This is a genomic window from Vibrio sp. 10N.261.46.E11, assembly GCF_041472735.1.
In the GTDB taxonomy this organism is placed as follows: Bacteria; Pseudomonadota; Gammaproteobacteria; order Enterobacterales; family Vibrionaceae; genus Vibrio.
In genome coordinates, this window is record NZ_JBFRQW010000051.1 from 72,262 (window position 1) to 87,193 (window position 14,932).

The 14,932-nt window shown below is 43.8% G+C and carries 12 protein-coding genes and 4 pseudogenes; 4 read left to right on the forward strand and 12 right to left on the reverse strand.

The genetic code is table 11. The features are described from left to right. Window positions 1-42: 42 nt before the first annotated feature. A pseudogene (locus AB4407_RS16510) lies at window positions 43-538 on the forward strand (group II intron maturase-specific domain-containing protein); the annotation flags it as partial. Window positions 539-988: 450 nt separating this feature from the next. Here AB4407_RS16510 and AB4407_RS16515 read toward each other — a convergent pair. The 4 genes and pseudogenes from AB4407_RS16515 to AB4407_RS16530 form a co-directional block, all read right to left on the reverse strand. Further along, a complete protein-coding gene (locus AB4407_RS16515; RefSeq protein WP_372121330.1) occupies window positions 989-2,902 on the reverse strand; it encodes a methyl-accepting chemotaxis protein in 1,914 nt (637 codons plus the stop codon). A gap of 129 nt (window positions 2,903-3,031) precedes the next feature. Next, window positions 3,032-3,238, reverse strand: a pseudogene (locus AB4407_RS16520) (RNase H family protein); the annotation flags it as partial. Window positions 3,239-3,262: 24 nt separating this feature from the next. Next, window positions 3,263-3,509 (reverse strand): annotated as a pseudogene (locus AB4407_RS16525) (transposase DNA-binding-containing protein); the annotation flags it as partial. Window positions 3,510-3,654: 145 nt separating this feature from the next. Further along, window positions 3,655-4,434 (reverse strand): RelA/SpoT domain-containing protein, encoded by a 780-nt coding sequence (locus tag AB4407_RS16530; protein ID WP_012604146.1) that lies wholly within the window; start codon window positions 4,432-4,434, stop codon window positions 3,655-3,657. A 324-nt stretch (window positions 4,435-4,758) separates the two neighbouring features. Between AB4407_RS16530 and AB4407_RS16535 the strand changes: the two genes are divergently transcribed. Beyond that, window positions 4,759-5,412 (forward strand): thiopurine S-methyltransferase, encoded by a 654-nt coding sequence (locus tag AB4407_RS16535; RefSeq protein ID WP_372121331.1) that lies wholly within the window; start codon window positions 4,759-4,761, stop codon window positions 5,410-5,412. Window positions 5,413-5,525: 113 nt separating this feature from the next. Here the strand turns inward: AB4407_RS16535 and purT are convergent, their stop codons facing one another. The 7 genes from purT to AB4407_RS16570 form a co-directional block, all read right to left on the reverse strand. Further along, a complete protein-coding gene (gene purT, locus AB4407_RS16540; RefSeq protein ID WP_372121332.1) occupies window positions 5,526-6,701 on the reverse strand; it encodes a formate-dependent phosphoribosylglycinamide formyltransferase in 1,176 nt (391 codons plus the stop codon). A gap of 167 nt (window positions 6,702-6,868) precedes the next feature. Continuing rightward, a complete protein-coding gene (gene cdd, locus AB4407_RS16545; RefSeq protein ID WP_372121333.1) occupies window positions 6,869-7,756 on the reverse strand; it encodes a cytidine deaminase in 888 nt (295 codons plus the stop codon). Between the two features lie 286 nt (window positions 7,757-8,042). Beyond that, window positions 8,043-8,720: an LrgB family protein gene (locus AB4407_RS16550; protein ID WP_372121334.1), complete on the reverse strand. Its 678-nt coding sequence runs from the start codon at window positions 8,718-8,720 to the stop codon at window positions 8,043-8,045. A 2-nt stretch (window positions 8,721-8,722) separates the two neighbouring features. Beyond that, window positions 8,723-9,094 (reverse strand): CidA/LrgA family protein, encoded by a 372-nt coding sequence (locus AB4407_RS16555; RefSeq protein WP_372121335.1) that lies wholly within the window; start codon window positions 9,092-9,094, stop codon window positions 8,723-8,725. 24 nt (window positions 9,095-9,118) lie between these two features. Continuing rightward, entirely contained in the window at window positions 9,119-10,543 is a 1,425-nt protein-coding gene (gene sbcB / locus AB4407_RS16560) for an exodeoxyribonuclease I (RefSeq protein WP_372121336.1), read from the reverse strand. 180 nt (window positions 10,544-10,723) lie between these two features. After that, window positions 10,724-11,596, reverse strand: a complete 873-nt coding sequence (locus AB4407_RS16565) for a sterol desaturase family protein (protein ID WP_372121337.1) — start codon at window positions 11,594-11,596, stop codon at window positions 10,724-10,726. A 74-nt stretch (window positions 11,597-11,670) separates the two neighbouring features. Then, window positions 11,671-12,684, reverse strand: coding sequence for a DUF2804 domain-containing protein (locus tag AB4407_RS16570; RefSeq protein WP_372121338.1), 1,014 nt, complete (start codon window positions 12,682-12,684; stop codon window positions 11,671-11,673). Window positions 12,685-12,853: 169 nt separating this feature from the next. Between AB4407_RS16570 and AB4407_RS16575 the strand changes: the two genes are divergently transcribed. Further along, window positions 12,854-13,897: an AraC family transcriptional regulator gene (locus AB4407_RS16575; protein WP_372121339.1), complete on the forward strand. Its 1,044-nt coding sequence runs from the start codon at window positions 12,854-12,856 to the stop codon at window positions 13,895-13,897. A 199-nt stretch (window positions 13,898-14,096) separates the two neighbouring features. Beyond that, the gene (locus AB4407_RS16580; protein WP_055318645.1) at window positions 14,097-14,618 is read left to right on the forward strand and encodes a DUF2058 domain-containing protein; all 522 of its coding nucleotides are present in this window, start codon (window positions 14,097-14,099) and stop codon (window positions 14,616-14,618) included. A 122-nt stretch (window positions 14,619-14,740) separates the two neighbouring features. Here the strand turns inward: AB4407_RS16580 and AB4407_RS16585 are convergent. Next, a pseudogene (locus AB4407_RS16585) lies at window positions 14,741-14,932 on the reverse strand (hypothetical protein); the annotation flags it as partial.

Consider the following 14,932-nt stretch of genomic DNA (forward strand, 5'->3'; position numbering starts at 1 on the left):
TACTCACTTAACTCAGTGTCCAAAACTGCTGGTGCGGATCAGAGTTACCTAAGCCACAAGGTTCGGGACAGATGGAGGCATCCATATATCGAAGCCAGCGCAAGCTCAAATGAGGAAGCGAGTGCGGCAGATAACGAAGCGAAACCGAGGAAGAGAGTTAAAGGTGATAATCATCGAGCTGACTCAATACTTACGAGGTTGGCAAAACTACTTCAAACTCGCTATGAGAAAGAGTGCAATGCAGCGCTTGGACGAATGGATACGGCGAAGGTTAAGATGCTATCGACTGAAACAACGCAAACGCAGATACGGCATAGCGACATGGTTACAACAACAAGGTGTAACAGAGCGCAATGCGTGGAAGCTAGCGATGTCAGATAAAGGTTGGTGGCGCTTAGCACTAACGCCGCAGGTGAATCATGCTATGCCAATAAAATGGTTCGAGGAGTTAGAGTTGTACTCATTGCGAGATGGGGATGAGTCACTAAAAGTATATTCGGAACCGCCGTATGCGACCCACGCTTGTACGGTGGTGTGAGAGGACGGAGGCCGTGAGGCCTCCTCCTACTCGATTGGTTCTGTATACCAGCCTCCCATCTAAAACACTTTTGGTCAAAGTTTGCCAAGCCACAAGCAGAACCACTATCTGCTCTCCCCCCCACATCGCATCAACCTACAGATATATGTTATCTATAAAAACGCTTAACACTATCCTAAAACCAAATCACTATTCCTAGGGATAAAGCAAGAACACGACCGCACAGCCTGCTAGCTAAACCCGCATTCTAATCACCAAGTACGAATAATATTATCTGTTCTCCACAAAAAGGAGAGTTGAAATGGCAAAACGACGCACCAAACAAGAATGACAGCACTGTTGAACAATATGAAAGCAGCAATATTACCCAGCGCGTTTTTTTGCGAACAAAATGGACTGAGCTTACCCACGTTCTTTGCAAAGTAGCATCTACTTCAAACACAATTAAAATCACCGCAACTTAAATTGCTCAACAAGCACAGATAACTGCCTGTTACTTTGGGTTAGGTTTTGAGTATTTTCCATTGTTTGAGTACTATTATTTGTCAATTCATGCACCATACTTTGAATCGTGGTCATATTACGACTAACTTCATCTGTCACAACATTTTGTTGCTCAGCAGCAGTAGCTATCTCTAAACCTAAGTCATTAATGCGTGTAATAGAGTTCACCATTACATCTAAGCTAACATTCACATTTTTCGTTGCCTCTGCTGTTTTTTCACAGCGTAACTTAGTCTCATCCATAGCATTGACTACAGTTCTAGTTCCTTCATTAAGATCTGAAAGCATATTATTGATTTCGGACGTGCTCTGCTGTGTTCTTGCAGCCAAAGCTCTAACTTCATCAGCAACAACAGCAAACCCTCTTCCTTGCTCCCCAGCTCGAGCTGCTTCAATCGCTGCATTAAGCGCTAGTAAATTTGTTTGGTCAGCAATGTCCCCTATAACAGATAAAACAGAGCCAATCTTCTGTGAATCCTGCTGCATAGAATAAATACTACAAGCCATTGTCTCAACTTCCGTAATTAAATCAGCAACACTTCGTACTGAGTTAGCCACAATAAGCTTAGATTGCTCAGCTTCATCATTAGTTTTTTTTGTAAATTCAGCAGTCTGGGAAGCGCTTTGAGCAACACTTTCCGCAGTTGAGCTCATTTCATTAATAGCTGCCACTACCTGACTAGTTTCCATTACATGTGACGATAGAACTTGTTCATTATTCAAAGTCTGATTTGTCAGCTGAGTAATATCATTAGACATCTGTTTCGAAGATTTAGAAACATCCAACATCATCGTTTGTAAGTTACCGATGAATGTATTTACAGCTCGCGCTATTTCACCTAAATCATCATTACTACCAACATCCAACCTACGAGTTAGATCACCATTGCCTTTGGATAAATCAACAACAGTGCTTTTCAGCGCTAAAATAGGTCGGTAAGTTAAGTTGAAAATAATGGAAAAGATCGCAAATGAACCGATGAGTAAGACAATCGATGTATATAGAGATTCTTTCAAGGCGGCGTCCAACTCAGAATAAGCAACTGACTTATCAACACCAACAAGCAGATGCCAGCTGCGACTTTTATCTACATCTATAGTTTTAAAAAATGCGACTTTTTCTACATCGTTCAAACTATAATCCACAATTCCAGACTTCTGTGATAACAGAATATCGGTAAGAGTGCGTAAACTATCGAAATCGTATAATTTAGTCTCACCAGGTACATCAACCTCACCGTTTGACGCAACAGTCAAGCTTGTATCATCATATATCCCCATTATTGCCCCCGGGAAAGGAGCTTCTTTAACAAGTTCATCTAGCAAATTCAGCTCTATATCAGCAAGTAATACCCCTTTAAATTGGTTTTCAGAATAGAAGGGTTCAGCAATGCTCACTAGCAAATTGTCAGTTATCGCGTCACGGTAAATATCAGTCATGACCGTTCCTCCCTTCTGCTTAGCTAGCCGATACCAACTACGAACTCGAGGGTCATATGTTGACAATTCACGTTTACCACCGGCAGCACTATATGAGCGACCATCTTCAAATCCAACAAAAATATCTGAAGCTAAAGATGTATTAGCTATGTACCGCAACATCAATAAAATTCGGGGGTCACTATATTCATTCGAAAAGTCCGGGGCATTAACAACTAATCCAGATTTAATAGTATCGAGCCAGGCCGTTATTGCGTCACTCGTTGTGTTAATTTTAAGCATCGAATACTCATTGACACGTTTATTCATCGCTGAAGAAACCTGTTTATAAGACAATACATTAGAAACTATCAATGAAACTAAAAGTAAAAACGTTACCGCCAAAAAAAGCTTACCTTTAAACCCTACAACTGATTTCATATTACTTCTCTTAAATTTATAAATTCATACTATATTCTCATTAAACTCAGGCTCTATACATGCCATTCAACCAAAATTATGAATCAAGTCACCTTATGTAACAGCATGCATCTCATAAACACCACTTATCATCCAACCGTTATAACCCTTCCCACAAAAGTCACTGTCTGAGTAGATGACATCGCCATCCTGCGCATACTCTAGACCTTCGATTAAGGCCATTAGCTCTAATTCTGCATTGGTGGTACTGCGTCTGATAGTGATGCTATCTGCGATACCAATTCCACCCTGTGTGCATCCGTATTGATTGTTTGGTGCTGCGCCATCTACGTAAATTTTATTTCTCTATCTGCATGAGGCAGCTTCTTGTGCGGTGACATAAAAACCCGCTTCTGCGATATCTTCTGCTTTGATTTGCTCATTACGGATGAAGCGATAAGCCACTTCCATTTCAGCAGGGGAGATAATGAGTTTCGAGATGGGTACACCAGGTTACTTGGCCAGTGAGGCTGCGAGAGCAACGAGTCTTTGAGTGCGTCTAGGGTCATTAAGGTGGGCTTGACCGAACTGTTTTTGTGGCCAAAGGGTTTGGCTCTATATAGGTCATGATAATCATCCTTGTCATTGCTTAGATGATCAGATCATGAAACCTAAAAATAGTTCAAAAAAAATCCCTAAGCGTGGCTTAGGGATTTGTGTATAAGAGACAGGCGATTATGCAGCCCTTTGTCGTTCTTGTTTATGGTAATTGATTAAGCCGCTTTAATGTGCGTTGTAATGTACGGCTGCCATGCTTGTTGGTATAGCTCTAAAGATTGGCGTCTTAGGCTATTGATTTGTGCCGCTTCGATATCGTTGATTGGGCGATGTTCTGCAATTGCGTGACGCTCAATGCCTTGGATTATTTCATATAGCTCGTGCTCAGGGCCGCTTTTCACATCAGCAATCGCTTTTAAGTGAAGTTGAACCTCCGCAATGATGTTGGTTTTTGGCAAACGAACCAACAAATTAAGGTCACGGTATCCAGAATCAGCCGGTGATTTAAACTTGTTCTTCAGCTTAACAACGTCTGCTTCGCGGCTTAGCGCTTCGTAAACTTCAACCAAGCTCTCTACATCGTTCGCGATGATAGTTGCACGGGCTAAGTCGGTAATTTTTGTTACGTCACCATCAAGCTCAAGGGCGATTTTTTCTTCTGCACGAGCTTGAGATTTAACGCCAGCAAAGAGCGCTTCAGAATTAGTGAGTAGGGCTGTGCTTTTACAGATAGTTTCTAGTTCAGCTTGGCCTTGATGCGCTTTGCTGTACAGAATATCGAAGTCGGTATAAGGTTGAGTCGGACGTGAGTCGAATGCTTTAATGCCATACAAGCCGCTTAGGCTATGGCGGAATACATTTGATGAAACTTGGTTTTGCGATGACGCTGTGCGTGATTGATCAGTTGAACTTGTTGAAACAGGTGCTGCTGCGAATGCAGGCGCTCGGCTCAATACCAGAAGCATTAGGGCCGTCGTACGGAGAAATACACTCATTCAAACTCCAAAATACAAGGTTACAAAAAACGGGTAGTCAAAAGGGGTAACCAGTAACGCATAAGAGTAAAAACAGCTTAACTAAACTCACTAGATATTAAATGGGGCTAGCTAAGACAGAAACCAACTCTAACGTTTAATATTGCTTTAAAATGTGAAGATATAGACAAATAATCCAACCGTTAGTTCCGCAATTATCAGAACTTTGAACTTAGCCAGTTTCTGATTTTATCGAAACCAATGTGGTACTTTAAACTACGCTAAGGTTGCTCTTACCTCTCTATACTGTACCCTTGCATTATGACTGTTTAACATGAACGAAAGATGAATAATCCTGAATTTTGGCACAATAAATGGGCAGCCAACCAAATTGGTTTCCACCTCGAAGATGTAAACCCACTTCTGATTAAATTTTGGAAAAAGACTAACCCTAGTTACGACAAGAGTGTGTTTGTGCCTCTTTGTGGCAAGAGTGAAGATTTGATTTGGTTAGCGACCAAGCATGAAGAGGTTCAAGGTGTCGAGTTAAGCCAGATTGCGGTTCGCGCATTTTTTGCAGAGCACCTTTACACACCGACAGTGACTCAAATTAGCGGTCAGCACGAGCTTTACCAATTCGATGAACTGAGTGTTTACACGGGTGATTACTTCACAGCACCTATTCAACCTGTCGACATTATTTATGACCGCGCTTCTTTAGTGGCATTGCCTGAAGAGATGCGAGTGCAGTATGTCGAGCGTTTGAAACAACTACTGAAACCGGGTGGCAAGATTCTTCTGGTAACGCTGGATTACGACCAAAGCGAAATGGCAGGGCCTCCGTTTAGCGTGCCTAAGTTAGAGATCGATCAGTTGTTCGCAGGTTATAAGATCACATTGTTGAATCAGGACATCGCAGACGATGAACATCCTAAGATTGCGAAGAAAGGTTTGTCTCGCTTCTGTGAAGAAGTGTATTTGATTGAGTCAGACGCTTAAGTTCAGTCTGCTTAGTTAAGCCAAAGATAACACCAACAAAAAGACGGGCTCGATAGCCCGTCTTTTTTATTGTTCAGATTTGAACTCGTGATTGTTCATAATTGAATAGCGGTTTAGTAAATCACTTTCACTTTCGAAGCACTTTCAATGGCATCTTCTATTGCTGTTTCTGTGCTATTACGACGAGTCAACGCCACACCAAGACGACGGCGACCATTAATGTCAGGCTTACCAAACAGGCGAACTTGCGTTTGTGGTGCGTCTAGCGCTTCTGTAAGGCCTTCAAAGCGGATATTCGTTGATGTGCCTTGACCAAGGATTACCGCAGAGGCACAAGGGCCATACTGAGTAATTGATTTGATCGGCATACCTGTAAATGCGCGTACGTGTAGTGCAAATTCCGATGAGTCTTGAGACATCAGAGTAACCAAGCCTGTATCGTGTGGGCGAGGGGAGACTTCATTGAAGATCACGTTGTCGCCTTTAACGAACAGTTCAACACCGAAGATACCGTGGCCGCCTAGTGCGTTAACCACTTGCTCTGCTGTGTATTGCGCCGCTTTCAGTGCGTTGTCTGACATGATCTGTGGCTGCCATGATTCACGGTAATCACCGTCTTCTTGGCGGTGACCGATTGGCGCACAGAAATGAACACCGTCGACTGCACGAACGGTTAGAAGAGTGATTTCGTAATCAAAGTCGATGAAGCCTTCAACGATCACACGACCCGCGCCAGTACGACCGCCTTCTTGTGCGTAGTCCCAAGATTTCTGGATATCTTCTTCGGTTCTGATAACGCTTTGGCCTTTGCCTGAAGAACTCATTACTGGCTTAACAACGCAAGGCATACCCACGAACTCAACAGCAGCGGCGAAGTCTTCGAAGGTGTCTGCAAAGCGGTAAGGTGAAGTGCTTAGTTTCAACTCTTCAGCGGCTAAACGGCGAATACCTTCACGGTTCATCGTTAGCTTGGTTGCATTCGCCGTTGGAACGACATTCAAACCTTGTGCTTCAAGTTCAAATAACTTGCTGGTGGCAATAGCTTCAATTTCAGGAACCACATAATCTGGTTTTTCTAGCTCAATGATAGCTTGAAGAGCATCACCATCTAACATGTCTAATACATGGCTACGGTGTGCAACTTGCATCGCGGGCGCGTCTGCATAACGGTCACAAGCAATAACTTCTAAACCCAAACGTTGGCATTCGATAGCCACTTCTTTGCCAAGTTCACCTGAACCTAATAGAAGTACACGAGTAGCATTTTCACGAGTAGCAGTACCAAACATAGAAATTCCTTCCGATCTTTTGAACGATTGATTGAAAACGGGGTGATCATACTTATTTAAACGACAAAAGCAAACGTTTGCGCAGCTTGCAGTGTTAATTACAAGCATAAAAAAAGCAGCCCTGTTAAATAGGGCTGCTTATTTAAAATTTTGTTAAATAGATGTACTTAGATTGCTAAGTAAGTCACTGGAATGTCGGGATTAATCGCTTCTAATGTAGATTGCGTATCCGCTAGGTGACTGATACTACCTTCAGCAATTTCAACCAAAGCTGCACTTTCAATTTGTTCAAAATCGAAGCCCGCCAGTTTAAGTTGAATTAATGCCACTTGTAGAGGCGGTAGGCTAGGGTTGAACGCTGCGTTTTCAGCGTAAGCACCGGTGAAAACCTCACCCGACGTCAGCTGTAGTGAAACACCACTTAGATTTTTGGTGTAAGGCGCATGGCTACGGTTTAGTGCTGCTAGCGCTTCTACAACAATAGGGGTTGTTTCTTCGGTCGTGTACTTATGATCAAGCTTAGTCATTAGGCCAGTTGTTACACCTAAGTCTGCAGGGCCGAACGAGTCTGGCAGGTACTCCTGCAGAGACATTTCATCACGTTGTGGGAGCTGAACTTTAAGCTCTTTCGCAGTGGTCAGTTCGTTCATGAATTGACGACAGTGACCACAGGGGCTGAAATTGATCGTGATATCTGAGATACCTTGTTCGCCTTTCATCCAAGCATGGCTGATTGCAGATTGCTCAGCGTGAACGGTTTGACCAAGTTGAGCACCAGCGATTTCAAGGTTTGCACCAAAATACAGAGTGCCAGACAAACCACGTACGATTGCACCAACATAAAAGTCAGATAATGGCGCGTAAGAATACGCAGCGGCAAAAGGAAGTAGCGCAATACGTAGCTCGTCATCCGCTAAACCACTTGCTTGCAGTAGGCTGGCAAATTGTTCTGGAGACAATGTCGCGTCAAAGTTGTCTGCTAATACGATGTCACTTAAAAGCGCTTTTATTGATGTTGGAGCACTTTCCAGCGCCAGGGTAATACGACTGTTCATGTTGAATCCTTAATTGACCTTAGGCTTTAAGTTTATTCAATACACAGGAATTTTCTGTGACAAGTATCACTATTATATCGTTGTTGTTACATTGGCTTGCATAGTTAGGGTGAGGTCACACTTGAAATCGATTGCAATAGCTATTTTTGCAGTTGATATCGCACTTATTGCCCGTAATAGAGCGTCACGAGTCTGCTATTACTAACTAAATGTGAGAAGAAAGCCCAAGCAGGCACTGAAATCAACAGTATTCTGGTTGGGCTGAATCGCGTAGTGATCGTTTAGGTTAAGAATAGAACCAAATCACAACTGAAAACACGCTAGGTGCAATGATTGAGGTAATGACGCCACAAAGAACAAGAGCCAACGAACTGAATGCTGCATCTTCTTGGTTTTTTTCAGCACATGTCGCAGTACCTAATGCGTGAGATACCGTTCCCATGGTTAAACCACGTGCGATTGGGCTCTTAATACCAATCAGGTTATAGATTGGGTAAGCAAAAATTGCCCCAAACAGACCAACAATCAAAACCAGAATCGCAGCAATCGCTGCTTCACCACCTAAATGGCTTGAGACTTCCATTGCAATCGGCGTCGTCACCGATTTACCTAGCAGGCTGGCAATTAGGCTCAGATCTGCTTTAAAGGCGACCGCAATCAGTGCTGTTGTTGTCATCGACATCACACTGCCCAGCGTGCAAGAAAAGGTGATGATGCGCCAGTTCGCTCGAATTTGAGGTAACTGTTCATATAGCGGATAAGCAAGCGCCACAACCGCAGGCTGAAGCATGTAAGTAATCCAAGTGTTGTCTGCGTAGTAGGTCTCGAAAGGGACTTTGAAGAACAACAGAATTGGAATAATGATGCCAATGCTGATCAATAACGGGTTACACAGCGGTGAGTTCACTTTTTGGCTTACCCAGCGTGCAAATAGGAACACCACGATGGTCAGTAGAATCCACATGATCAGTTACCTCTCGATAGCAAGCGGTCTAAGAACCACGATAAGGACACCAACACCAGTAACGTGCCGCCAACGGCGCTCGCCATAATTGGCAATGCGTTCGCGATGAGCATGTCGAAGTGATCCATCAACCCTACACTGATCGGAACAAACAGTAAGATCATTAGGCGGATAATCAAGCTTGCACCGGGCTGTACCCAGTGCGATGGAACAATACCTATCACCATGGCGGCAAACAGAATCAACATGCCAAAAATACTGCCTGGGATTGAGGTATCCAAAAAGTGCTGTAACGCGTTACCTGCTGTAAGTGCACCTATGATTAAGGTGAAGGAGATTAAGCAGTAAACGAGTTTGATCAATCTTTCTTTCAAAGTGTCACATCTCTTGATAATGAATTAACTAGCTAGCTTTTCTACGTATTGATAAACCGCTTTCAAGATAGCCATTTTCTTCTCGTCACTTTCGTTTTCATGTGCGAGGTTTTCTAGATTCAGCATGTACTCTTCTAAGCGACTCTCGTAAAACTCACGACAATGGTTCGCCCATTTTAGTTGCTCAGTTTCATCAAGTGTCCATGGGAAATGACGAGCGCGGTAACGAAACAACAGCGGCTTAATGCGTTCGTCGCTGAAAGTGATGTCCAGAGCGGCCAAGTTGTTCGGGTCAGTTTCACGAATGATGTTCATCGCGGTCTTATCTGCTGGAGAGAAGAAGCCGTCGTAAAGGTGTGTGTCTACATCATCACTTTTTTCGTATTCACGTTCTTGTGAGTACAAGCCAATCAGCTTTTCACGAATCTCTGGGTGCTCACGTAATAGTGCAAGGTTCTTCAAGCATTGCTGACGGTCGATACCGATCGTTTCCGCGTTTTCAGCCGTTAGGGTTTTTGCTGGTGCGAGAATAGGGCACTTGTTGAGTTGTACCAGTTTAATTGGCACTGGCAGTTCATCTTCACCTAGCTCGCTTAGTTTGGTGTAGAGCCTGTCTCTGAGCTCATCGGTATCTAGCTCAAGCAGTGGGCTAGGATCTTTCGCTAAGTCCACCACGATAACGGCGTTTTGGTTGGTCGGGTGCCAAGCCATAGGAACAATCCAGCTAGTGTAATTGCAATCACGACCAAACATGCCTGACACGTGCATAAGAGGTGTCATGTTGACGATGTCGACAAGCTCATTCAACTTACGCTTGTGGCGCATGTTGTAGAGGTAATCAAACATCTTAGGTTGTGCGGCTTTCAGCTTTTTCGCTAATTCGATTGTGGCGATAACATCGGCCATCGCATCGTGCGCGTTCTCATGTTCAATGCCATTTGCCACAGATAGGTGTTCCAGTTTAAAACTTGGGTAACCTTCTTCATTCTCTGGCCAAACAATGCCTTCAGGGCGCAGTGCGTGAACAGCGCGCATTACATCCAGTAGATCCCAACGTGAGTTGCCGTTCTGCCAGCTCCACGCATATGGGTCGATGAAGTTACGGTAACAGGTGTAACGCGTTACTTCGTCATCGAATCGAATGCTGTTGTAGCCAAGGCTTGTGGTGTTTGGTTTTGCAAGCTCGGCATGAATCTTGGCGATAAACTCAGGCTCAGGTAAGCCTTGAGACATGGCTTTTTGTGGTGTGATGCGAGTGATCAGCGCAGCTTCAGGTGCAGGAAGATAATCAGCAGGAGGTTGGCAGTAGATAACCAAAGGTTCTCCGATAACATTGAAATCTTGGTCGGTACGAACACCTGCGAATTGACTCGGACGATCTTTCGCTGGGCTCACGCCCCATGTTTCGTAATCGAAAAAGAAGTAGGTTGGCTGATTATCTGAACTCATTGAATTTCCTGAACAGTAAGCGGACGACGTTTACTGTGGCTGAAGGTTAGTTTTGTTCAGTATCTGATAGTATGCGGTACGCGTGCAACCCAGATCACAAATAAATTGCCGGAAAACGGTGCTTTACTATTCAATCGAGTCGGTGGAGTGCCTTTGAATCCAGTTGAGGCGGTTTCTTAGTTAATACAACCTGTCTCTATTCGTTTTATCCGATGGAGGCGAGAGCATTAACTTTACTTTCTGCTTCACTGTCAGATTTTGGTTTCGCAAATCTTTGAAAATAACTTTCCATTCTTGAAAGGTTACCGTTATCGGGTTGAAACTGTCTACAGGTTTAGTGACGCCGTAATGCACAGTTTCAACTTCAGGCTCAAACGTACCAAACAACTTATCCCAAATGATCAAAACACCGGCGTAGTTCTTATCGATGTATTGCGTATTTTTGCCGTGATGTACACGGTGATGCGATGGGGTGTTAAAGATATATTCAAGTGGACCTAAGCTTCGTATCCACTGTGTGTGGACAAAGAACTGCAAACCTAGGTTCAGAAGTACCACAAAGATGACCCATTTCGGGTTAAAACCTATGATGACCAACGGTACCCAAAATAGCCACATTCCTGCGAATGGGTACATTAAGCTTTGACGGAAAGCCGTACTGAAGTTCATCTGTTCTGAGCTGTGGTGCGCGACGTGCGCGGCCCACATCCAGCGAACACGATGGCTTGCTCTGTGGAACCAGTAGTAAAAAAAGTCCTGTAGAACCATCAATACAACAAAACTCAGCATACCCATTTCAATATCGACCAAACGCCAGTCGAACATCCAAAGATACAACTGCACAACCAATAACCCGGTGAGCAAATCGGAGAGTTGATGCATTCCCGCAAGCGTGAAGTTACACATCACTTCTGAAAGTTTGTAGCTGGAGTTATCTGGCAGTCGACCTTGTCTCTGACCAATGAAATACTCCGCTAACATGCAAATCATGAACAAAGGCGCTAATACCAAAAGCAGCCATTCTGGGTGATTGATTAATGCGTCAATATTCATGCGTTATCCTTGTTAATAAACCATACGTGATATGTAGACTTGATTGCCAGCAATTCAGTCTCAATAGAGTGACGCTACCATCGAGCAAAGTGATCTTCTGTTAGTCCGAGAACACCATCGAGTTGATGTGTCACTCCATTGTTGTCTTCAATCGATCCAGAAAAGTGGCCGATAAACTGGCGGAAGTTACTCTTCAGAAACCATAGGTTTAACTTTTCACTGCGCTTGTTGAGGGGAGTGAAAATCAGGTTAATACGACCATCTTGCGAGGTTATCTGCCAAGGTAAATCAGTGTCTTGGCGACTAAACGTAAATTGTACCGGGTTAAGTAAATGCCTGATTCCATTGACCCATAATACGTTTTCGCAGCCACCAGTTTCATTCACGCCCGCTGCGAGGTTCAGGCCAATGTCGGTATTATTAGATTGTGTGTTGATGCTTGCCCAGCGCCAGCTGGTTTCACGTCTCATGTATCCTGCAGAGAAATCATAGCCAGCACGAGCTTGCTCTAGGAAGATAGGCTGTTGGTTAATCTCAATGCTGCCCATTACTTTTAACGCGTTATGTTTTTGTGTGTAGGTCCAACCTGAGTAACCGGTTGGGCTGCACATCGCCATGGGTAAGCTGTCGATCTCTGGCTCTAGGCAAACCTTGGCTTTAATGAGTTTTGTGTTGAGTGACACTTTCCATTGTTCGTCCTCAATATCAAACACAATGCTTTGCCCTGCGATGTGTGTGATGCCTTCTAACGGGGAGTTCGTTGCTTGTTTGTCATACCCCAGTGGTCGTAACCATGAGCACTCCTCTAACTCGTTATTCTGGATGTCGTAGACGTAGCAAAAGGCAGAACTCAGATAACGAATATCTGCAATGGCCACGCCGATTATGTGAGTCTCGGTGACAATGCTGACAAATTGAAATTGCTTGTAATGGAAGTGTTTTTGCCACGGGTTTGCTTTGGCGTCCATGGAGTTTCGGTAGTCGAACTTTTCTATGTTGAGATGTTTTGGAATGCCATCGAAATGCCCAATCGTCGGCTGGCCATTAGAATCAATCAAACTGTATGGGGCTAGTTTCGTTTTTATCATTGCGATAGTTCACATAAATTTAACAACTAAAGCCATTGTGCGATGAGTAGCGTAGAATTGGGAGGTCATATTCGGACAAGAGCGTGTGACCAATCACGATTTTGTTAGCAGTGTTGTTGAAGCTGAGTAGTCATGTTTATGGGAATGGGTTAGATATAAGGAGGTTTGATTGGAAATTATTGCGGATTATAAGCCAACCGGACATCGCCACCAATTAGGCACATTAGATATCGCGCTGTTGTTGAATAGTATAGATCAGCGAGGTATCGACATTGAAAGGCTACTAAATGATGTGGGTTTGCCGAACATGGATTGGCGAGATCCGAATGGAAAACTGACATATGCTGATAAACTTGCGTTGTTTAGCGCGGCGAATCAGAGCTTTCCTCACGATGGTCTAGGACTTTGGTTGGGAGAGCACGCTAGCTTGAGCCACTTTGGTGTTTTGGGCTATGCACTGTCGACCAGTCAGAATGTAGGCGAGGCGATTAAGTCGGGCTTTAAATACCTGCGTTTAAATGGGCCTATCTTCTCGGTTAAGCTGATTGTTGACGCTGAACACGCGGTCATTCAAATTGAAAATACCTTGGAAGTTGGAGATCTACTTCCATTCTGCAACGAATATTTCTTAAGCTCAATCCTCTCTTTGTTCCAAGAATTAACTGGCGACGCGTTGGCAATTAAAGCGTTGTCTTTCCCTTATGCTGAACCAAGTTATGCCAAGCTCTATGATGAACGCTTTCAGTGTCCGGTGACGTTCGGACATGACGCCTGTGAGCTGCGCTTCGACGCCTCGGTTTTATCACAAGCATTAGCCACACATGATGCCGCAACGCTAAAACGCTATCTCACGTCTTGTCAGTCGATAGTGAAGACGTTGGACTCTGAGCATCTGTTGACTAATCAGATCAAAACGATTTTTTACCAAACCGCAGGCAGTTTCCCGAATATTGAACAACTTGCGAATGAGTTTGGCTGTAGCTCTCGTACACTCAGACGAGAGCTAGTGACCCATGATTCCAGTTATCAAATATTGCTGACCGAAGTTCGAGTGGAGCTGGTAAAAGAGCTATTACTGGGCACAACTATGAGTATCGACGACATCGGCGAAAGGCTCGGTTATAGCGACACCGCAAATTTCAGAAGAGCCTTTAAAGGTTGGCTCAATAAAACGCCCGCGCAGTTTCGTGGCAGCTTGAGTGCTTCTGGGTAACTGGCTCGATGTACGTATAACGGTATTTCGTGGAATGTAGAGCGGAGGTTGTGAGCAACAAGAAGGGAATATGGAGGTCGCTGCTTAGAGCTATTAGCAAAAATTTTGCGATTGTTCTGTAATTTGCTCTTGTTCAGTAAACAGAAACCCTAAAAAACAGGTATGATAGTGCCGTTTTTAATCCTGAACTGGGAAAGTCATGGCAAAGTTAACACTCCAAGAGCAGATGCTTAAAGCTGGCTTGGTAAATGAGAAAAAATTAAAGAAGGCGAAGAAAGGCTCTAAAAAGTCTCGCGTTCAGTCTCGTGAAGCAAAAGCGGCAGCAGAAGAAACTAAACTGGCGCAGCAAGCGAAAGACAAAGAGCTAAACCAACAGTTGAAAGAACAGCAGTTGAGCAAAGAAATTAAAGCTCAAGTGAAGCAACTGATTGAGATGAACAAGCTAGAACAGAAGAATGGTGAGATCAAATATAACTTCACCGACGGTACGCTAGTTAAATACCTTTACGTAGAAGAGCTGACTCAAAAGCAACTAAGTAAAGGCATTCTAAGTATTGCACGTCAAGGCGAAAGCTATGTTGTTATTCCAACAGCAGTAGCAAACAAGATTGCAATGCGTGATGAAGAATCTATCGTTGATACGCAAGCTTCAAGCTCTGATGAAGTGGACGAAGATGACCCGTACAAAGACTTCGTGATCCCGGATGACCTAATGTGGTAATCGCCCGTAAGTACTGAGTAGAAGCACGAATTAAAAATGCAGCGAACAATCACTCGATTGTCGCTGCATTTTTTGTTTATTAGCTGTGAATCTTCTAGATACTAAATGACCACATGCGCTGATTATTTGAGCTGGTGGCCTGTCTTCTTAGCAAATTTTGCATAGCCTCGGCAAAGGTAGTTGTTTTACCTTTTGCTTTTACTTGTACCACCTTAAATCCCAAACCTTTCAACGCTTTGTGTTCTGTTAAAACCGCTTTATCGTCTGGCAGACTGGCCGGTACAGGCTGATGAATGTAATACCAATCGTAGTAA